The sequence below is a fragment of the Niabella aurantiaca DSM 17617 genome (assembly GCF_000374125.1).
GTDB classification, from domain to species: Bacteria; Bacteroidota; Bacteroidia; order Chitinophagales; family Chitinophagaceae; genus Niabella; species Niabella aurantiaca.
Genome location: NZ_KB893628.1, coordinates 105,894 through 126,099, shown reverse-complemented (window position 1 = coordinate 126,099; position 20,206 = coordinate 105,894). Strand labels below are relative to the sequence as shown.

At 48.5% G+C, this 20,206-nt stretch carries 13 protein-coding genes; 6 read left to right on the top strand and 7 right to left on the bottom strand.

Annotation, left to right across the window (positions count from 1 at the left end; all coding sequences use genetic code 11):
- The first annotated feature begins 5 nt into the window (after positions 1 to 5).
- On the top strand, positions 6 to 1,112 hold the full coding sequence (locus B160_RS30540) for a TlpA family protein disulfide reductase (protein ID WP_018627697.1): 1,107 nt from the start codon (positions 6 to 8) through the stop codon (positions 1,110 to 1,112).
- 141 nt (positions 1,113 to 1,253) lie between these two features.
- Here B160_RS30540 and B160_RS0109590 read toward each other — a convergent pair whose 3' ends face one another.
- From B160_RS0109590 to B160_RS0109580, 3 genes are all read right to left on the bottom strand, one after another.
- The gene (locus tag B160_RS0109590) at positions 1,254 to 3,659 is read right to left on the bottom strand and encodes an outer membrane beta-barrel family protein (RefSeq protein WP_018627696.1); all 2,406 of its coding nucleotides are present in this window, start codon (positions 3,657 to 3,659) and stop codon (positions 1,254 to 1,256) included.
- A 105-nt stretch (positions 3,660 to 3,764) separates the two neighbouring features.
- Entirely contained in the window at positions 3,765 to 5,921 is a 2,157-nt protein-coding gene (locus B160_RS0109585; RefSeq protein ID WP_018627695.1) for a PspC domain-containing protein, read from the bottom strand.
- Between the two features lie 16 nt (positions 5,922 to 5,937).
- Entirely contained in the window at positions 5,938 to 6,270 is a 333-nt protein-coding gene (locus B160_RS0109580) for a PadR family transcriptional regulator (RefSeq protein ID WP_018627694.1), read from the bottom strand.
- A gap of 273 nt (positions 6,271 to 6,543) precedes the next feature.
- Here B160_RS0109580 and B160_RS0109575 point away from each other — a divergent pair, with 273 nt between their 5' ends.
- Positions 6,544 to 7,512, top strand: coding sequence for a 2-hydroxyacid dehydrogenase (locus B160_RS0109575; protein ID WP_018627693.1), 969 nt, complete (start codon positions 6,544 to 6,546; stop codon positions 7,510 to 7,512).
- A 75-nt stretch (positions 7,513 to 7,587) separates the two neighbouring features.
- On the opposite strand, the gene B160_RS0109570 is transcribed toward B160_RS0109575, so the two are convergent.
- On the bottom strand, positions 7,588 to 9,003 hold the full coding sequence (locus B160_RS0109570) for a glycoside hydrolase family 140 protein (protein WP_018627692.1): 1,416 nt from the start codon (positions 9,001 to 9,003) through the stop codon (positions 7,588 to 7,590).
- 373 nt (positions 9,004 to 9,376) lie between these two features.
- Between B160_RS0109570 and B160_RS0109560 the strand changes: the two genes are divergently transcribed.
- The 3 genes from B160_RS0109560 (at position 9,377) to B160_RS0109540 (ending at position 13,710) form a co-directional block, all read left to right on the top strand.
- The gene (locus B160_RS0109560; protein WP_018627690.1) at positions 9,377 to 11,539 is read left to right on the top strand and encodes a S46 family peptidase; all 2,163 of its coding nucleotides are present in this window, start codon (positions 9,377 to 9,379) and stop codon (positions 11,537 to 11,539) included.
- A gap of 334 nt (positions 11,540 to 11,873) precedes the next feature.
- The gene (locus tag B160_RS0109550; protein WP_018627689.1) at positions 11,874 to 12,335 is read left to right on the top strand and encodes a hypothetical protein; all 462 of its coding nucleotides are present in this window, start codon (positions 11,874 to 11,876) and stop codon (positions 12,333 to 12,335) included.
- 277 nt (positions 12,336 to 12,612) lie between these two features.
- The gene (locus B160_RS0109540) at positions 12,613 to 13,710 is read left to right on the top strand and encodes a mandelate racemase/muconate lactonizing enzyme family protein (RefSeq protein ID WP_018627687.1); all 1,098 of its coding nucleotides are present in this window, start codon (positions 12,613 to 12,615) and stop codon (positions 13,708 to 13,710) included.
- Between the two features lie 221 nt (positions 13,711 to 13,931).
- Here B160_RS0109540 and galE read toward each other — a convergent pair whose 3' ends face one another.
- The 3 genes from galE to B160_RS0109525 all read right to left on the bottom strand — a co-directional run bounded on the left by galE (position 13,932) and on the right by B160_RS0109525 (position 17,085).
- A complete protein-coding gene (galE, locus tag B160_RS0109535; protein WP_018627686.1) occupies positions 13,932 to 14,957 on the bottom strand; it encodes a UDP-glucose 4-epimerase GalE in 1,026 nt (341 codons plus the stop codon).
- Between the two features lie 150 nt (positions 14,958 to 15,107).
- Complete coding sequence (locus tag B160_RS0109530) at positions 15,108 to 16,340, bottom strand: inorganic phosphate transporter (RefSeq protein WP_018627685.1); 1,233 nt, start codon at positions 16,338 to 16,340, stop codon at positions 15,108 to 15,110.
- Between the two features lie 97 nt (positions 16,341 to 16,437).
- Complete coding sequence (locus tag B160_RS0109525) at positions 16,438 to 17,085, bottom strand: DUF47 domain-containing protein (protein WP_018627684.1); 648 nt, start codon at positions 17,083 to 17,085, stop codon at positions 16,438 to 16,440.
- Positions 17,086 to 17,361: 276 nt separating this feature from the next.
- On the opposite strand from B160_RS0109525, the gene B160_RS0109520 reads away from it, so the two are divergent.
- Positions 17,362 to 20,136, top strand: coding sequence for a TonB-dependent receptor (locus B160_RS0109520; protein ID WP_018627683.1), 2,775 nt, complete (start codon positions 17,362 to 17,364; stop codon positions 20,134 to 20,136).
- The last annotated feature ends 70 nt before the right edge of the window (positions 20,137 to 20,206 follow it).

Here is a 20,206-nt window from a genome sequence, read left to right as displayed (position 1 = left end):
GTTTTATGAAAAAGTTATTCCTGGTAATAATGCTTGCCTTTGCCGCTGGGTATGGTTTTTCCCAACAAAAAATTGTTATTCATGGTCGTATTGATCTACTTGGCAGGAGCAGGCATGTTACAATTTCCGGTCTTCCTGATGCGGTGATAAAACCGGATGGCAGTTTTGAAATAACCGGCGACATTCAGGTGCCCCGGGTGGCATTGATCGCAACGGACAGTTCCGGCGCCAGCACCATCTGGCTGGAAGGCGGGGTGTACACACTGGAATGCAGGGAAATAAAAATGGACGGCGTCGGACCCGTTTTGATGCGTACGCCAAAGCTAACCGGACCGTTGGATGCCATGATCTATAACGATTATGGAAAGGCCGCCTACAAGGGATTTGCTGATCACAGGCCGGAAAATGAACAGAAACAGGTAACCGGGGCATTGACGGATGCGCAGAGAGCCGCCAACAGGAAAGCGCAACGGGAACGGGCATTCCACTACGTGGATAGTATCATCGGCAAATATCCGGATTCAAAAGTATTGCCGGATATGATCCGCGGCGCAAAGCACTATAATGGGGATGAAGGAACAGGAGCGCTGATCGCAAAACTGTCGCCCGCTCAGCAGTCAACCGAAGGAATAAAGCGGCTCTTGAACGGATTGAGACGGAATAAAGCGATTGCAAAAGACGGGGGCTTTGAAAATTTTTCGATGCAGACGGCCGAAGGAAAAGAATTTAAACTGTCTGATGTTAAAAATAAAAAACTGATACTGGTTGATTTCTGGGCAAGTGATTGCGGTCCCTGCAGGATCACGCATCCGCGGTTGATAGCGCTGTATAAAAAATATGTAGATAAGGGATTGGAGATCATAAGCGTTTCGCTGGATAGCGATCGTGAAAAATGGCTGACGGCCATAAAGGAGGATAAAATTGGTCATTGGATCAACGTATCCGATCTGAAAAACTGGGAAAGCCCGCTGGCAAAAAAGTACGCAGTATCGTTTATCCCTTTTCGTTTTTTGCTGGATGGAGACTATAATGTATTGAACCACGATGACGACGGTCAAATATGGGTGACGCCGGGAACGGTGGAGCAGGAAATTAAAAAGAGGGGCTTGTAGCCGCTGATCCAGAACAGCGTTCATGAGGGCCGTACCTATGCATGGTGCTGCGGATGTACCGTATATCAAAACCGCAGTTCTTTGTTCATTTATATTTTGGAGCAGGTCAGGAATAACAGGATTACGCCCGGAGCCCTGTCTTTAATTGGCTACATCATTGTTATTGATACCTCGTTTATTTCGTTTAACGTCCTGTTTCAATCTGCCAAACTTGTAACGGACACTGATGCTGGCTTTGCGGAAATAGGTTTCTGTAAGATCGGTTTGTATAAAGTTGAACCCCGTTATTTCCGTGCGGCTGGAACGGTATTTTGTAAACGGGTTGTTGACAGAAGCAGATACCGCCAGCTTATCGCTCCACAGATCCTTACTCAGGCTGAAACTGGTGGCTATAAAGCCATTCACCGTACCCTGCACCTGCGCCGGGGCAATGTTCTTTCCGATAAAGTCTGCAGAGGCCGTAGCAGTCCAGTTTTTATCGAAGGTATAGGTATTGTTCAGGGATGCGGAATAAATAAAACGGGTCAGTCTTTGAGACTGAGCGTCTGCATCTGTCTCGATCCAGAAATGGGCGAGATTGCCGTTGATCACCGTTTTCAGCGCCTTTGTAACGGCCAGGTTCAGGTTTGCATTCAGCATCAGCGCGGCGATGTCGCCGGAATTGGAATAGGTAATATAAGTGATGCGGGTAGCCGGGTCATACCGGGAGGATCTTAAATCAAAGTTGTGTGCAAAGGCATAGCTGAGCCCCAGGTTTACGGATTGCTTCCGGTTAAAGCCGTAGCCCAGGTCAAAATTGTGCAGCCGCGTGGCTTTCAGACCGGGGTTCCCGCTTTCTTCAAAGTCGGGGTTGGAGCGGTTTACAAAGGGGTTCAGCCGGTTGATGCCGGGCCGCTTCAGCCGCTGGTTATATCCCAGGTTAATATAGCTGCCGCCTGTGCTGTTCCGGTTGATGACAATGGCAGGTACCAGGTTGAAATATTGATTGTTGACCGCTGTATTTGTGGACTGAAAATGGATATGGTTGACGGTTTGCTCGAGCCTTGCACCGGCTTTAATGCTCCATTGTTTTATTGCCAGCAGATACGTGTTATAGGCTGAAAGCACTTTTTGATCGTTAACGAATACATTTTGCTGAGCCGGATCTTCTGAGAAAAAGCTGCCGTCATATTGCAGGGTGTGGAAATCGCTTTTTTGCTGCCGGAAGATGGCTTTTACCCCGGCTTCCAGTTTTATTTTTTTGAGGGTCTGGATATAATCGGCCTGACCGGTCTGCTCCTGTATGGAAGTATTGTTGAATTGATTAAAATCGGAGATATCATAGTTGATCAGATCGGTAAATGCATTTTCAGACCGGCTCCCTGTGCGGTATTGCATAAAGCGGTAGGAGGCGGTGAGCAGTTTGGATTTGTTGTTCTTAAAGCCCAGCTGGTAATTCAGGGATCCGTCAAAACCATTGTTTTTGCCGCGGACCATGTTCTGCTGCCGGAACTGCTGGAGCAGCGTTCCGGCCTGTTCCAGCGCAGAAGATCTTGAAGCGCTCCCTTTTGAATAAAATCCGTTGGCATTGAGCTGCGCGGTCACCAGCTGGAGCGAGTCGATCTCATAGCTGAACTGGGAACCGATGTACCGGCCATCATTGCCGTTTTTGCCTGAACCGGAAACGGTCAGCAATGTTGGCTGATCGCCGCTTGTTGTCCGGGTGGTGCCCGTTTGTACGGGAGGATTGCGGCTGATGTTGGCACCGCCGTATAGCTCTACCCCCAATTTTTTGTGCACGGCCGTAAAGGAAAAGCCGGCGCCGGGCCCGCCGGTTGGAATACTTTCGCTGATATGAATAGTGCCCTTGTAGCCCTGCCCCGGCTTTTTGGTGGTGATGATGTTGATAATGCCCGAAAGGCCTTCCGCATCATATTTTGAAGGCGGGGTTGTATATACTTCAATGCTCTGGATGGTTGCTGCCGGAAGACTTTTCAATACTTCTACCGCATTGTTATCCATCATACCGGACGGCTTTCCGTTAATGAGGATCCGGTAGCTGGAATTGCCTTTTAACAGCAGGTTCCCTTGTGCATCTACAGAAAGGAAGGGCACTTTTTTCATGATCTCAAGCGTGTTGCGGAACTTCGCTTCAGGGTCGGCTTCTATATTATAGACCAGCTTGTCCACTTCGCGCCGGATCAATGGTTTGGCGGCAGAAACCGTTACGCCCTTTAGCTCCTGCTGCTGCGGGTTGAGGTAAATGACCGGTTCGGGCAGGGAACCAAAAGAATCGACCGGAACCACTTTTTGATGATGGCCGGTAGCGGTGAATGCAAGCCGGCCGGCCGGGGGAACGGGGGTATTAAAAAAGCCCTGCTCATTGCAATAAAACACCGTGTCGGGAACAGAAGCCTTTGTAAAAACGGTGACGGTGGCAAATGCCAGCGGCTCTTTTGAAAGACTGTCTTTCACAAAACCAGAGACCGTTTTGCCGGTGTGTTGTCCCTGTGCCTGCAAATGGTTCAGGACGACGGATAGGAACATCAGGATTGCAATGGGGCGCATGGTTGTAATGTATGGGCAATACGATCCCTTGCAGGGATATGCCTGTTTTTTTAGTGAAGAATAAAAATTGCTGGACTGCGCCGGGGATGGCCCCGGCGCTGCCGGTTACTGGTGTACTTTTTTACGTAGTTCTTCGATCTCTTTTTCTTTTTGCTTTAGCAAGCGGTTTAGCTCTTCCTGTGAAAGGTTTTCCGGTTTGTTGCTGCCGCCCCCGTACCGGTATGCCCCTGAGTCTTTTTGAGGAGTTGTGGGAGGATAGCGATATGCTCCGGCGGGCGCTTCTTTTATAGCAGTATCGGCGCTGCCGGCCGGTTCCTGCCACCTGTAAGCGGTGTCGGCGCTGCCGGGCTTGCTGCTTTCCGCAGCTGCATTTTCACTTTTCAGCATACCGCCGGCCGTCATGATATATGCTGTATTTGGCGTGTAAAAACGGTAATTCCTTCTTTCGCGGATGCGGCGGATGCCGGTCCTCCCGGATTCTACATCAATATCGAGTGTATTGAGTTTTTCGTTTACGGATGGGTCCAGCTGTATCTTTTTACCCACAGGCACCTGTACCACTACCTGTACCCGTTGCAACCGGTACTTACTGGTGTTATCGATGGAAAACCCGCTGGCCAGGTCCAGGATACTGTCTGTTGAAGCGACCGTATAGTGTATCTTATTCAGTCGGGCCAGGGCATCTTCGTCCGTATTGCCGAAACTCTGGCGGTCGATGGAAACGTGATACAGCGAGTCCGGGCTTTTTTCAAACCGGATGGAGATGTCCGACAATTTCAGGGTGTCTTTCGTAAGACTGAAACCGGAGATGCGGTCGCCGTCCGTGTCGCGCATCCAGGTGAAATCCCCGTTGAATTCCAGCTCCGGCTGGGAGACGGTGAGGATCAGCTTTCCGTTTTTGGGCTGCGTGATGGCCGTGGGTGTTTCAGTGGTCCGATTCCTCTTAAAATCTTTGGAGATGCTGCCCACGAACAGTACCAGAAAGATCCATCCAAAAGCCCAGAGTCCGCCAAACAACCAGCTCAGGTAATTGCCCGGCGTGGTTACATTCAGGATCATGCGGAGCAGCCAGATCACCGAGCCAACAATGGGAGCGCCGATAAACAGGAGCACTGTTGCCCAGGCAAGGAATTGCTGGTTTTCGCTGGTCCATAAAAAATTATTGAACGGTGCAAATACATAACCGCTGAACACGAGGGCCATTAGCCCGATGAAGAGCGAAAAGATAATGGTTCCGAAAATGATCAGGAAAAATGCTTTGATCACCACGGCGATGCCATGCCCCAGGCCACGGGCTCCTCTTCCGGCGGCAGTGCCGAATTCCCGTCCAAAGTTGTGGCCATAGCTTTTACCGGCTTTGCCAAACCGTTCTGCGGATTGCTGCACCTCCTTTCCCCAGTTCTTGATCCGGTCCGTAACATCACCCATCGAATTCTGGACATTGTGTTTGATGGAATTGAGATCTACCGGCTGGCCATGCATTTCCATTTTTTCGTAAGGGCTGATGGCCTCGGGCAAAACGATCCAGAGAATAATATAGGCGGTCAGGAAAGTACCGCTGAGTGAACTGAAAAATACACCCCGGAAGGGATCAAAGTCCCCGTGACTGAAGATGCCGTTGATGATGCTGAGGATAAGCGGCAGTACAAAGATCAGGCGTACGGTCCTGGCTTCTTTTCCAAAATAAGCGGCAATGCCGCTGGCCACTCCGCCGATCTTTTTATCATCCGGGTTGCGGAACAGGCGTTTGCCCTGGTACCCTTCCAGGTTCCTGGAAGGCAGAAAGATCCACAGCAGGATGTAGATCAGCAGCCCTGTGCCGAAGCTGCCGAAGGCAATGATGGCAAACAGCACCCGCACAATAGAGGGGTCGATGTTGATCCAGTTGGCTATCCCGCTGCATACGCCCCCCAGTACTTTGTTATTGGCATCGCGGTATAATTTACGGCTCCCGCTTGTAAAATGGGTATAGGTACTGCCCTGGCTTTGCGCTTCCGCATCTTCGGCAAAATCTTCGGGGCGGCCCATGGTAGCGATCATTTCGTCCACATCCGCATCGGTGATATGGGGTGCGCCCTTCCTGATCTTTTCAAACATCAGTTCGGAAAAACGGGCTTCAATATCAGAAAGGATCTCATCTTTACCCGGCTCCTTCGAAAAATGCACCCGCAGGCTGTCCAGGTATTGCTGTACCTTCTGGGCTGCGGTATCTTCCATAGCAATGCTGCGGCCGCCTAATTGTATGTTGATGATCTGTTTCATTATCGTTGTTTTGTAGTTATAGGGTTTTCGTACTTAAGGTATTAACGGCATTGGAAAGCTCGTTCCAGGTCTGCTCCAGCTCCTTATAAAATCCTTCTCCCTTTTTTGTCAGGGAAAAATATTTCCGGGGCGGTCCGCTATTGCTTTCTTTCCAGCGGTAGGTAAGCATTTCGGCGTTTTTTAACCGGGTTAGCAGGGGGTAAAGCGTTCCTTCTAGGATCTGCAGTCCCGAGGCCCGCATTTCTTCTATAATGTCGCTGGGGTAGGCTTCCCCCCGTTTGATCACAGAGAGGATGCAAAATTCCAGGATCCCTTTTCGCATCTGGCTCTGTGTATTATCGATGTTCATTTTGCTGATTGTTTCACAAAGATATTGGAGTAATTTAGTATTTGGCAATGCATAGTACCTTGTTTGGTGTATTTTGCCGGGTAAAAGGAAGTAAAATGTCGGTGAATAGCGGTAGCTTCGTTGGCGATGAGCGGATGGGCAATGGAGTGAATGGCGAATGGGATCCTTCATGCACCACACCCTGTTTAATGGCTAAGGCTGGTTGCCGGAGCCTGTCGGAGTTTCCGGATGCCCGGTTCTCGATTCTTAAATCTCAAATCTCGATTCTCATACATGAACGCATTCATTACGAAGCAAATTCCGGAGGCAGGTTTGCAGCTGTTAAAAGAAGCCGGGGTCAATTTTGCCATTGCAGACAAGAAGCTTTCGCAGGAGGAGCTGATCGCGCAGGTACAGTCATACGATGCGCTGCTGAGCGTCGGCTTTGTAAGGGCAGACGCTGCTTTTCTGAAGGCCTGCAGTCATTTAAAAGTACTGTCCCTTTTTTCTGTGGGCTATGATAATGTAGAGATCGCTGCAGCCACCCGGCTAAAGATACCGGTGGGCAATACGCCCGGGGTCCTGAGCGGGGTCACGGCAGATACGGCCTTTCTCCTCATGCTGGCAACATCCCGTAAGGCTTTTTATAATTATCATAAGATCCTGGATGGAAAATGGCAGGAATTTGATCCGGTTGCCGATTTGGGTATTGAACTGAATGGTAAAACACTGGGAATATTCGGCCTGGGAAACATTGGTTATGAGATGGCGAAAAAATGCCGGGCAGCATTTGATATGTCTGTGATTTATCACAACCGGAAGCCCAATCCGGCAGCAGAAAAAGAGCTGGAAGCCCGGTATGTTTCTTTTGAGGAGCTGCTGGTGCAAAGCGATGTGCTTTCCTTACATGCCAATTTTTCGCCGGAAACAAAAGCGCTTTTTAATAAGGATGCTTTTGGAAAAATGAAACGGAATGCCATTTTTGTCAATACTGCAAGAGGGGGACTGCATCATGAAGGGGATCTGAAAGCGGCCCTGGAAAGCGGTATCATTTGGGGAGCCGGGCTGGATGTGACCAGCCCCGAACCGATGGACCCGGCCAATCCCCTGCTCAAAATGCCCAATGTATGCGTGCTGCCGCATATCGGTTCGGCCACAGTAGAAACCCGTAACGCGATGGCCGTGATGGCAGCAAGGAATGTGATCGCCGGGCTGAGGGGTGAGCGGCTGCCGGCAATTGTAAATGCAGAAATATATCAGTAGCGGCCTCAGGCACGGTATCCTTAAAAGGGCTGAATGTAGAGGTAGGTTCTGAAACGAGTTCAGAACGGCAACGTATTATAAAGCGGCTTTTAATGCAAACCCGGATATATCTATGACCAGCACCCAGTCTTTTGGCTCTTTAGCCGGGGGGTCAAAAGTTTGTATTCCTCTGTCATATTGCTGTGGCAGCAGGTGTGACGCTCCGGTTACGGGATCGAACCAGCTTATTTTTTTGTTACCCTGCTGCAGGCGATCGAGGTTCACCCGTATTGTATGGGGCTGCGGAAGATAGATGAGGGCGTAGGTCTTCTTTTGGTTCCGGGTGGCGATGATGCGATCCCGGTAATTGGTTCCCCTGTCCGACGCAATGAGCAGGCTGTCTTCTTCCCGGTGAAAATCCGGATGCGCCAACAGGAGCTTTTTGAGATGCTGCATCTGCCAGGCGCCCGGCGACTGGATCGCTTTTTTCCACCCGATAAGCGTGTCTCCAATAAACAAAGGTTTATTTCTGCTGGTGTCTGTAAACTGCCATACCTGGTGATGCCCGTATACCGCGCCACAACCGCCGGAAAACACGCCCCGGTAGATCCTTGCGCGCACATCGTAGTCGGAGAAATAACCTCTTCCGGCCCTTGTCCATTGACCATCCCAGGGAAAAACAGGATGGTCCTCATAGCAGGGTTCCAGATCCATAAAGGGCCGTTTGGGAACGGCTTTCAGACCGGCGCTTACAAGATCCCATACGCGTATGTCCCGTGCAGCGTGGCCACTTTGAATGGCATTTATACTTAACCATGCATCCTCCTCTTTAAAGTATGCGCTGGTGCGCTGTTGAGGATGATATGCAATAAAGATGTCCCTTCCCATTACTTCCTGTATGGCTTTGGCCATAGCCCGCCAAACAGGGCGGTAATCAGCAGCGCCGGCAACGGCCGGCCGGTCGCCTCCCAGGATCCAGATGATGTTTTTTTGATCTTTATACCGTTCGGCTAATTTTTTTGCGTATGCAAAGGCAATACCCGGATTGGTAAAGATCACAGGACCTGCGGCACCGGGAACCACTTTGTCGCCCCATGCCGGTAACAAACCGATATACATATTTCTTTTGGCGGCCTCCCGGATCACAAAATCCACATGATCCCAATAGTCATATTCCGCCGCGTTTGCCGGGTCATTGCCGGGTGTTGCATCCCATTTTAGCGGAGCCAGGCTTTTGAAAGGCCGGTCGCCATAATCATTCGGCTTGCGGATGCCGTCCAGCTCACCCAACGCAACAGCCATAACAACATTGAAGCCCTGCTGCTGCCGTATATCCAGGTAATGCCTTGCTTCTTCCCGGCTCAGCCGGTGAAAGAGCTCCCAGCCCGTATCTGCCAGCCAGAAAAAGGGCTTTCCCTTTTCCTGTAAAAAGGTTCTTGTGGCATCAACACTTACCTGCGCGTATGCGGAACCGCAAAGCAGGCATAAGAATAAAAAGGCCGTTTTTTTCATCGGAAGGTCCTGTGGTTTTATAACGTCCGGCTCAGGGATCATCGAACCCGGCAACCATATAAAGTTAGCAGAAACCCGGGGGATGCATGTTGCCCGTCCAAAGAGAAGCCCCAACCGGGGCAGCTGTAACGCCTTATTTTATCAAAAACAATTTTTAGTACTGCTGCATCCCGTTTATTTAAATACAGGTTCTTTTTATCATATTTCTGTTAATGAAATCCGCCTTTTTTTAATAACCATCTAAAGACGAGCGGTTATAAACAGCCGTCTGTCAACATCCTATGAAAACTTGCGAACATTTGTTGTATGTTTGGGCGCTTGTTAAGGAGGCTGCCGCCTCATTATTTTAAATTAAAAAAAATCGATAAATCGAATGAAGAGAGGTTTTCTGTTACTGCTGGTGTTGGTTACCGCAGTGTTCCGCTCCTATGCGGATGAGGGAATGTGGCTGCCGCAATTGCTGGGCCGGCAGGTGTATAACGACATGGTAAAAAAGGGCCTGAAGCTGAGCAAGGAACAATTGTACAGTATCAATAAGAACTCGCTGAAGGACGCCATCATCATCTTTGGCGGAGGGTGTACCGGTGAAATTGTAAGTGCTGAAGGATTGATCTTTACCAATCACCACTGCGGCTATGACGCCATTGCCGGTGCCAGTACCGTGGATCATAACTTCCTGAGAGACGGCTTTTATGCCCGTAACCGGGGCGAAGAGATCAAAACCAGCCTGAGCGTTCAGTTCCTGCTGCGGATCGAGGATGTGACCAAAGAGGTAATGGCAGCACTGGGCCCGCTGAGCGGAAAAGAACGAGCCGGCAAACAGACGGAGGTGCTGGCGGCCATTAACAAACGCATGAGCAATGCGGCCAAAAGTATTGAAACCCGGGTAAGTCCTTTGTTTAAAGGCAACCAGTACCTGGCATTTGTGTACGAGCGCTACCATGATATCCGCCTGGTAGGAACCCCGCCGGAGGCCGTGGGAAAATTTGGCGGGGATACGGACAACTGGGAATGGCCCCGCCACACCGGCGATTTTTCCATTTTCCGGGTATATGCCAACAAACAGAACCAGCCCGCGGCTTATGACCCGGCAAATGTGCCGCTGAAACCAAAGTGGTATTTACCGGTGTCATTAAAGGGAGTGAAAGAAGGAGATTTTGCCATGATCTGGGGATATCCCGGCGGTACCAACCGTTATGAATCATCCTATGGGATCAAACTGGCCACAAATGTAAACAATCCTGCCCTCGTAACGCTCCGGGATGTGCGTCTGAAATATATGTTTGAGCAGATGAAAAAAGACCCGGCCATAAAATTAAAGCTGGCATCCAGCTATGCGGGGATTGCCAATTACTGGAAATTTTTCGACGGGGAAACCAGGCAATTGCTGAAGTATGATGTTTACGGGCAGAAAAAGGCTGCCGAAGACCGATTCAATGCCTGGGCAAAAGGGAAATCCGAATACGAGCATGTTTTTGCAGACTGGGCAAAGGCTTATGACGCGTGGAGACCCTATGCAAAGGCCCGCGTATATCTGAACGAGGGTATTATGGGGTCCCCGCTCATTGACTTTGCAGCGTCGCTGATACCGCTGAGAAATGCGCTGGTAACAGAAGCCGCCAAAGAAGAGCTGGCAAAAATAGTAGAGGGTGCCGTTGCTGCCCGCGAAGCGTTCTTAAAGGAAGAAGACAAGCCTTCGGATCAGAACATCCTGGCTGCAGTTGTCCGGATGTTCTATGAAAATGTAGACAAAAGCCAGCAGCCTGCCGCCTTCTACGACGGCCTTCAGTCGAAATACGGAAGTCTTTCTGAAGGCGACACCTATAAAAAATATGCCGCAGATGTATTTGCAAACACCCTGGTCTTTGATGATGCCCGGTGGAAAAGCTTTACGGAAAAGCCGGATTTAAAAGCGCTGGATGCCGACCCGGCTTTTGCGCTGGCAGGGGCGTTTATCCGCAATTACCAGGAGCGTGTTGGCCCTAAATACCAGGAGTTTACGGCAAAGAATAGTGATTATGGCCGTTTATATCTGAAAGGGGTGATGGCAATGGACCCGGATAAAGCAAAAATGATGTACCCGGATGCTACGTTTACTATGCGTGTAAGCTATGGACAGGTAAAAGCCTATAAGCCGCGCGATGCGGTATTTTACGATTATGTAACCACGGCGAAGGGGATCCTGGAAAAATACAAGCCGGGCGATTATGAATACGACCTTCCCAAAAAACAGATAGAATTGCTGAAGAAAAAGGATTTCGGGCAATATGCAGATCCTGTTCGTAAAGACCTGGTCGTGGACTTCATTACCTCCAATGATATTACCGGTGGCAATTCCGGCTCACCGGTGATCAATGGCAGGGGTGAGTTGATCGGCCTGGCCTTTGATGGGAACTACGAGGCGCTGAGCCATAAGCTGGCGTTTGACAAAGACCTTAACCGGACCATCAATGTGGATATCCGCTATGTGCTGTGGTGCATCGATAAACTGGGTGGTGCTACAAATATTATTAACGAGTTGAAGCTGGTGAGATAATCCGGAAGCTTTTGAAATCAAGGGGCTGTTTCAAAGTCGATTTATAACGTGTTGTCATTCGGCAAGACAGAATAAAGGCTTTGATACAGCTTCTTTTATTTTTAATGCGGTAGTCCTGAGCCATAGCGGCGGACATTAAAATAGACGCTTTATTTTCAAGCGGCTGTTGCGATCTTTTCGAAAATTCCGTTTAAAAAAGACCGGCATCCATGTTATTAAATGATTTGTGAAGGAACAAACCGCGGCCTGTGCTCCGGGCGGATCATACATTTATAAAGATCGTTTTGATACCGGTTCATTATAAAGCCATTTTTGAACGATAAACCTAATATTTATGCAACGATTAACTGCTACAGTACTGCTTATCATGATGATCTTAGGATTTTCCTGCAAAAAATCTTCTGAAAATGTTACAAAAGAGCATCAGAAGTTCTTGGGCGCCTGGAAGCTGACCGGTACAACGGGTGGTTTCGGTCAGTTGCTGACGCCCTATCCTGAAACGCCCCAATATGTTTTTTTGAATTCCAACGGAGTCATGGAAGTGTATAACGGCAAAAACAAAAAGACCGAACAGGCAGCGTTTATAATTTATGAAAAGATCGTATGCGGAGACGAGGAAAAATCGACCATGCTCCACACCACCTATAATTCCGGGAAAGAGTATGCTATCCGCTTAAATGGTGACGATCAATTGACGATCGGATCCCCGGCATGTGTGAATGATGGCGGCGTTAATATATTTGAACGGACATATCGGAACCTGCCTGCCGCCTTGTCTTCAAAGGCCGCGTTCTAAGCGATCAAAACAGTACGGGTCCTGTCCAAATTAAAAGCATGAAAACGCTTACAGACCGCCGTTACTTTTGCTTTGTTTTTCCTCGCGATGCATCCGCCCTAGCGGGTCCTTTTAAATTGAAATGGTCAGATAAAAGCGTATCCAATATAGTGAAACCATAAAAGAGATTATGGATAAAACCCGCGGCTCCCGGCTCTTGCAATCCTATTGGATTTAAAATGGAAGCGGGTCGTTAAGGTTGTTTTTTATAAACGGGGAATAATTGTATTTTTAGCAGATGCAAACTTTGACCATTACGAAGATCGGACTGTACAGGCTGTTTATTCCCTTAAAAGAACCCTTTATCATTTCCCTGGGGCCAATGTATAACGCAGAAAGCGTGGTGGTACAAATAGAGACCAATGCCGGCATTACCGGTTGGGGAGAGTGCAGCCCTTTTATGAGCATCAACGGCGAGTCGGCAGATACCGGCCTGATCGTAGGGCGGTATTTTGAGAAGGCGCTGCTGGGCAAAGACCCGCTGGGCATCGCAGACCGGGTAGCGGATATGGATCGCATTATTTATGGCAATAAGAGTATCAAAAGTGCTTTTGATATGGCCCTGTATGATATTGCGGCCAAACATGCGGGGCTGCCGCTTTACCGGTTCCTGGGCGGTGAAAAGAATAAGGAAATAGCTACCGACTATACTGTAAGCGTAGACGCTCCCGGGAAAATGGCGGCCGATGCCTTAAAGATAAAGGAAGCGGGTTTTCCGGTCATTAAAGTAAAGATCGGTAAAGGAGGCGCACAGGATGTGGAGCGGATACGGGCCATACGGGAAGCCGTGGGCAATGAGATCCCACTGCGTGTGGACGCCAACCAGGGCTGGGAAGTGACCGAAGCGATCGAAACCCTGAAGGCCCTTGAACCCTTTAATATCCAGCACTGCGAAGAGCCCGTACCCCGTTGGGAATTTATGCAGCTGCCCCGGATAAAAGCAGAAAGTCCTGTTCCTGTGATGGCTGATGAAAGCTGTGGTGATCAGCACGACGCAAAACGGCTGATCGATCTGGATGCCTGTGACCGGATCAACATCAAACTTGGAAAAAGCGGCGGTATTTATAACGCTTTGCAAGTGATCCGGCTGGCGGAAGCCGCCGGCATGGAAATACAGATCGGCGCCTTCCTGGAATCGCGGCTGGCCATGACGGCTTTTGCCCACCTGGCGCTTTGCAGTCCGAATATTGTTTATTTTGATTTTGACACGGCACTGATGTTCAGCGAAGATCCTGTTGAGGGGGGCATCCTTTATAAGGAGAAAGGCGTAATTGAAGTTCCGGAGGTACCGGGTATCGGGGCCATGATAAAGAATGCGTTTTTAAAACCGGAATGATGGTGGGGTTATCTAAACGGTTCTGTTTTTAGATAAACTAAAACCCATATGGGATGACGATTTGTTCCTTTGTTTTCAACGACATCGCAGATACAATATTCTTTAAGACGCCATATCGTATCCAATATTTTATTGATCATCTATGTAAAAGATTCGTATTTCATACAGTTGCTTTAACTATATAAAACACGAATCTTTATAATATGGTGCCGGATGGGGGTTTACTGCTGCTCTTTTGCCAGTTTCTGCTCCCATTCCCATGCGGTACGCATCATATCATCCAGGCCGTATCTGATCTCCCAGCCCAGGCTTTTTACGGCATGGTCGTTATTGGCATAGATGGCGATCACATCGCCCGGCCGGCGGGGACCGATCTCGTAATTCAGTTTTACACCGCTTACTTTTTCAAAGGATTGAATGGCTTCCAACACCGTAACCCCGTTCCCGGTTCCCAGGTTAAAGATCTCATAATTGCTCTTGTTTTTCGTTCCCTCCAGGTATTTTATGGCCAGGGTATGCGCATGGGCAATATCGCTTACATGAATAAAATCACGCAGGCAGGAGCCATCTCTTGTATCATAGTCGGCACCGTAAACCGTCATTTTGGGAAGCTTTCCGATGGCGGTTTGCGTAATGGCCGGCACCAGGTTCTGGGGACGTCCGATGGGCAGCTCTCCGATCCGGATGGAGGGGTGTGCTCCTACCGGGTTAAAATAACGCAGCGCAATCACATTGGCATCATATACTTTTGCAAAATCGGTCAGGATCTGCTCACCCATTTGCTTGGTAGCTCCATAGGGCGATTCTGCCGGTTTTGTAGGCGTGGTTTCCACAACCGGTATCTTATCCGGGTTTCCATATACTGTACAGGACGAAGAAAACACAAAATATGGGGTGCCAAAATCCCGGGCGCATTTTAAAATATTGATCAGCGAATTCAGGTTGTTTTCATAATACACCAGGGGCATTTCTACCGATTCTCCCACAGCCTTGTATGCGGCAAAATGAATGATGCCCGTTATATCCGGGTTCTCCTCAAAAATAGCATGGGTGTCATCAAAATTGCAAAGATCCACTTTGTAGTTCTTCACATTTTTGCCGGTGATTTTTCCAACGTTTTCCAGGACAAAAGGCTGCGAACGGCTGTTATTGTCCACCGAAATGACCTCGTATCCGTTTTCAATTAAGTCTACAATGGTATGCGACCCGATATAGCCACAACCACCTGTCACCAAAATCTTACTCATATAATTTTTATTGAGTCACAAAGGTGCGGATTTTTTTTTTAGATTCAGGATGCCCGATTCTCGATTTGAGAAAAATCAGTATCTGTTAAGATACAAAAAAAGTAACCGGGTTTCGGATACTTCTATTTGCCGTTGTATGATTTTGAATTTCTACTGGATCCCCGGAACGACCAGTTTCATGATGAAATAAACGAGGCTGGCCAGCACCGCGCTCACCGGTATGGTCAGGATCCAGGCCCAAACCAGGTTGATGGTTACCCCCCAGCGTACGGCAGATAAACGCTTGGTAGCGCCTACCCCCATGATGGAGCCGGTAATGGTATGCGTGGTGCTCACGGGGATCTTCATCGCCTCCGTGGCAAACAGGGTAAGAGCACCTGCGGTTTCTGCGGCTACCCCCTCAAAAGGGGTTACCTTGGTGATCTTGGTACCCATCGTCTTTACAATTTTCCAGCCGCCGCTCATCGTGCCCAGGGCAATGGCGGTATAACAGGCCAGCGGTACCCAAACCACCATATGGTTCAGGTTATAGGCACCGGGGTCATAGGCCACCAGCGCTGCCATAATGATGCCCATCACCTTTTGGGCATCGTTGCCACCGTGCCCGATACTAAAGATAGCGGAAGAAACCAACTGCAGCCGCTTGAACCAGATATTGGCCCGGTGTGCATTCAGCCCGCTTAAAAACAGGGAGAACAGGGCCATAATGATCAGGATGAGCCCCAGCAGGATGAATTTAAAGTTGTGGGAATAGAAAATAAGCTTCAGGAAATAGGATTCATAGTGCGATTTCAGCATGGCCGGATCTGTTTCCAGGACGAGGCTTAAAAAAACAAATACTGCAGCTACCACCAGGAAGGAAAAAAGTTTTACCCGCCAGCCTTTTTTAAATGAATTGATGAACCAGATGGAAAAAAGGAATGCGATGATCATCCCGATGATGGGGGCCAGGAAAATAAACGCGGCAATGGTAAGGATCACACTGGAGTTCACCGCCGTAAACGGGTTGCCGGCGCCCATTCCGATAGCGTGGGAGATACCCGCCCCGGCAAACCCGCCGATCAGCGTATGCGAGGAAGAAGACGGAATACCCCGCCACCAGGTAAACAGGTTCCAGATAATGGCCGCGATCAGCCCGGCAAAAATCACGTTGAGATCGATAAAGTTCTCTTTGACGGTTTTGGCAATGGTATTGGCTACCCCGTGGTCCTTAAAAATAAAATAAGCCACAAAATTGAAAAGGGCCGCCCATATCACCGCCTGAAAAGGGGTCAGCACTTTTGTCGATACAACGGTAGCAATGGAGTTGGCCGCATCATGAAACCCGTTGATGTAGTCAAATATTAATGCCAGGGATATGATAACAACGAGATAGGTAAACATGAAGAAGGTTTGAAGTTTTACGTTTAAAGTTTGATGTTAAGGAGCTGCTGGTTCGTATAGAAGCGCTCCCGGATCTTAACCTTAACCTAAATCTAATTTAGGCGTATTTGATAATAATGGATTCGATCACATTTCCTACGTCTTCACACTTATCCGTAACTACTTCCATTGCCTGATATACCTCCCGCTTCTTGATGACCTCTTTGGCATCTGCTTCGGTATCAAATAGATATTCGATACTTAAGTCAAAAACATCATCGGCCTGATTCTCAATACTGTTGATCTTTACAAGGGCCTCAGTAATATTCCGTACCTTTTTCATGTCCCGCAGTTCCATTACAGCGGCCTGTACCTCTTCTGCTGCCTGAACGATCAGCTCAGCCATTTTGTGCATACCGGTTTCATTGGGGTTTACCCGGTAGGTGGTGATCTTTTTTGCTGTAGCATAAATATAATCGGCAATATCATCGAGGGAAGTGGCCAGGGAGTGAATGTCTTCGCGGTCAAACGGAGTAATAAAGTTCCTGCCCAATTCTGTAAATACGCTGTGCGTTAATTCATCGTTACCATGCTCCATATCAATAATGGCCTGGGAAAGGGAATTGCGCTTGTCCGCATCGGTTTCATTGACCATCTGTTTTAAAAGTTTACCCATTGAAGCTACATTGGCAGCGATCTTCTCAAACAATTCAAAAAAAACGGTATTGCTGGGGGTGAAAATTTTTAGAAAAGAGTTAAGTCCCATGGTATGTTTTTAAAATTGGTGGCAAAATTATCTCCTTCATTGTAGTATAATTATAAAATTACAGGAATTAATAATTCCTTAATATAGGATTTGGACTTTCATTTGGGTTTTTTGATTAGGAGCGCCTGATTTTAACGGAAAAGACAACCGTTTTCAACAGAAAATGCAAGCAGCACCTGCGGCTTAACATTATGGTAATGCTGACGTGATGATTTGGTAACATGGCGGTAACAATGGGGTAACAATGTGATCTGAATCTTTGCAGAAATATTCAATATGCAAATTAGGCTGCTGCTCACAGGGCTTTTAATCATTCTCAGTAATTATATTTTTTCTCAGAATATTACGGGGAAAATAACAAACGCGGTAACAGGTGAACCGGTTGCCGGTGCTACGTTGTTGATCGAAGGATCCAATAAAGGCGCCATATCCGAGTCAGACGGAGCATTTCGCATAAACGTAGGAAGTAATCAATCGGCTACTATAAAAGTAACGGCGCTTAACTATATTACACAAACCATCCCATACAAGCAGGAGGCCTATGTTGCAGACAGCGGGCTGACCGTAACCCTAACGCCGGCCTCCGGGGAGCTGGCAGGTGTTGTGGTATCGGCAAGGGCACGTCAGCAGGGCACCGTAGCGTCTTTGTACCAGGCACAGCGTACCAGCGCTTCCATCTCAGACGGGATCTCGGCCGAGGCCATCCGTAAATCGCCGGACCGGTCGACCGGGGATGTATTAAAAAGAGTAAGCGGCACAACCATACAGGACAACAAATTTGTGATCATCCGGGGATTGAACGACCGTTATAACCTGGGCCTTACAGACGGTAGCTTACTGCCCAGCACCGAGCCCAACAGGAAAGCTTTTTCTTTCGATATCATACCTTCTTCAATGATCGATAACATGATCATTACCAAAGCGGGTACCCCCGACCTGCCGGCAGATTTTGCAGGAGGGGTGATCAATGTAATCACCAAGGAAGTGCCTACACGCAAGTTCATCGATTTCACACTGGGGATAGGGTATAATTCTGTTGCTACCTTTAAAGATTTCAGATCGGGATACCGGTCCGGGACGGACTTCCTGGGCTTTGATAACGGCGCCCGCCAGCTGCCCGCCAGCTTTCCGGGCACCGATGCGATCGAAGGAAGACAGCTTAGCCAGGAACAGGTCAACAGCGCGCTTTTGAGCCTGAACAACGATTTCAATATAAAAACAAGAAAGGCGCTGCCACAGCTCAACCTGCAGGCAAATATGGGCGACCTGCGGATCTTTGAGAACGGGAACAAATTCGGTTATACGGCAGGGATTACCTATACCCACTCCGAAACCGTAAAAAAAGATGTCTTACGCCAATATGACGATTATAATTATAATGACAATACATATAAATATTCCAGTAATATAGGGGCCCTGCTTAACTTATCTTATCAGACCGAGAAGGGGAAGTACTCTTTTAAGAATTTATACAACCGGATCTTTGATGACAATCTCCTCTACAGGGAAGGCTCCAACCTGGGCCGGGGCAGCGATATCCGTTTCTATGCCTTTGACCTGATCCAGAAATCACTGCTTAAGAATACATTTAAAGGAGAAAATAAGCTGGGTGAAAATGGCGTGGTGCTGGATTACCTGGCCTCCTTTAACCTGGTGACCAATAACCGGCCGGACCAACGTAAAGTGGGCTATTCCCGGTCTATGGGAACCAGCAATGCATTTATTGCAGACCTGGGAAACCTGGGGAGGGAGAACAACCGGCTGTTTGGCGACCTGAACGAAAAGATCTACAACGGCGCGGTGAACCTGAAAGTGCCCGTGAACCTGTTTGAAAAATCATCTGTTAAATTCGGCGGATTTGCGGCCTACAGGGATCGTGATGATAAAAACAGGATGATCGGCCCCGTGATCAATCCCGGAGGCCCCAATGAGGAAGAGGTATTGCGCAGCCCGATCGATCAGTTATTTACCCCCGGTGTGATCAACTCCGGTATCTACTCGCTAAAAGATCTTACCCAGGGGCAGGACCGTTATACCGCTAATGCCGGCAACTATGCGGGGTATGTGCTGCTGGACAACAAGTTCACCAACAAGCTGCGCCTGGTATGGGGTGTCCGGTACGAATACTATAAGCTGAACGTAAACTCATCGCAGAATTTCAGCAAAACGTGGACGGATGTTTTACCATCGGCGAACTTCACTTATTCGATAACACCAAAGACCAACCTGCGGGCCTCTTATTTCAGAAGCCTGGGCCGGCCGGAGTTCAGGGAGGTTGCACCGTTCTATTATTATGACTTTGAGCGGATGGCGAATGTATTGGGGAACCCGGATCTTACCCGCTCTCAAATTGACAACTTTGACCTGAAATATGAATGGTTCATGGCGCCTGGTGAAATTATTTCCGCCTCCCTGTTTTACAAAAAGTTCAGGAACACGATCGAAACATCGATCTACAAGGCACAAAGTGCACTGGAGGTAACCACCAACAACTTCCCATCGGCCACCAACATCGGGTTTGAAGCGGAGATAAGAAAGAAACTGAACTTTATCAGTGAAGGACTGAGGCAACTGGAATTTTATACGAATGTGGCGCTGATCCAGTCAAAGGTGAAGCTGGATGGACCGCTGTACCTGCCGGACGGGTCTACGATCACAGACAGACCGCTGACCGGCCAGTCGCCGTATGCCATTAATACCGGACTTTCTTATCAGACAAGAGACAATAAGTTTGGTGCAAATGTGCTGTACAACAGGATCGGACAGCGGATCGACCTGGTAGGCGGTAACCTGTATGGAATGGTATATGAAATGCCGCGCAACCTGCTGGATGCCCAGGTGTCGTACCAGGTAAGCCCCAGGAGCTCGTTCAAACTCAATGCAAAAGATATACTGAATGCGCCCATCCGGTTCTATTTTGATCAGAACGGAAACGAAAAATTTGACGGAAGCTCGTTCCAGAACGGAATGAATACATTGAACAAGGACTGGATCCTGGAAGAATACCGGCCGGGTACTACCGTAACCCTTTCCTATACCTATAAATTCTAAAGATCGTTAACACAATCAACACCCTCCGGTAATGATTTGGTAATATTTAACTTCTACTTTTAAAAACTTA

Coding starts and splice junctions, on each gene's coding strand:
- B160_RS30540 (WP_018627697.1), top strand. CDS start 6: ATGAAAAAGTTATTCCTGGTAATAATGCTTGCCTTTGCCGCTGGGTAT.
- B160_RS0109590 (WP_018627696.1), bottom strand. CDS start 3,659: ATGCGCCCCATTGCAATCCTGATGTTCCTATCCGTCGTCCTGAACCAT.
- B160_RS0109585 (WP_018627695.1), bottom strand. CDS start 5,921: ATGAAACAGATCATCAACATACAATTAGGCGGCCGCAGCATTGCTATG.
- B160_RS0109580 (WP_018627694.1), bottom strand. CDS start 6,270: ATGAACATCGATAATACACAGAGCCAGATGCGAAAAGGGATCCTGGAA.
- B160_RS0109575 (WP_018627693.1), top strand. CDS start 6,544: ATGAACGCATTCATTACGAAGCAAATTCCGGAGGCAGGTTTGCAGCTG.
- B160_RS0109570 (WP_018627692.1), bottom strand. CDS start 9,003: ATGAAAAAAACGGCCTTTTTATTCTTATGCCTGCTTTGCGGTTCCGCA.
- B160_RS0109560 (WP_018627690.1), top strand. CDS start 9,377: ATGAAGAGAGGTTTTCTGTTACTGCTGGTGTTGGTTACCGCAGTGTTC.
- B160_RS0109550 (WP_018627689.1), top strand. CDS start 11,874: ATGCAACGATTAACTGCTACAGTACTGCTTATCATGATGATCTTAGGA.
- B160_RS0109540 (WP_018627687.1), top strand. CDS start 12,613: ATGCAAACTTTGACCATTACGAAGATCGGACTGTACAGGCTGTTTATT.
- galE (WP_018627686.1), bottom strand. CDS start 14,957: ATGAGTAAGATTTTGGTGACAGGTGGTTGTGGCTATATCGGGTCGCAT.
- B160_RS0109530 (WP_018627685.1), bottom strand. CDS start 16,340: ATGTTTACCTATCTCGTTGTTATCATATCCCTGGCATTAATATTTGAC.
- B160_RS0109525 (WP_018627684.1), bottom strand. CDS start 17,085: ATGGGACTTAACTCTTTTCTAAAAATTTTCACCCCCAGCAATACCGTT.
- B160_RS0109520 (WP_018627683.1), top strand. CDS start 17,362: ATGCAAATTAGGCTGCTGCTCACAGGGCTTTTAATCATTCTCAGTAAT.